The organism is Pseudomonas sp. SIMBA_068 (assembly GCF_046534705.1).
Taxonomy (GTDB): Bacteria; Pseudomonadota; Gammaproteobacteria; order Pseudomonadales; family Pseudomonadaceae; genus Aquipseudomonas; species Aquipseudomonas putida.
In genome coordinates this window covers 1-242 of record NZ_JAWRYI010001444.1, presented here as the reverse complement: position 1 = coordinate 242, position 242 = coordinate 1, and the positions used below count along the sequence as shown (strand labels likewise).

General features: G+C 56.6%; 1 protein-coding gene. It reads left to right on the top strand.

What is annotated here, in order from left to right; translation table 11 throughout:
• Positions 1-242, top strand: a 242-nt coding sequence (locus SB756_RS34410; protein WP_410913797.1) for a hypothetical protein, incomplete at both ends; no start/stop codon positions are given.

Genomic DNA, 242 nt, shown 5'->3' with positions numbered 1-242 from the left:
GCGATTCGCTGATAAATTTATTGCTGGCAGTCACCGCGAGCAGCGCGTGACGATCTCGATGGCTGTTTCTTCATGGCGGATATGTGTGGTGAAAGGGTGCTTAAAGGCGGGGGTTATCGTCGTGGCTGTGCTCTGCTTAAGCGGATGCGGCAGTATTATCAGCCGTACCATTCCCGGGCAGGGGCACGGTAATCAGTACTATCCCGGCGTACAGTGGGATGTTCGCGACAGCGGATGGCGGG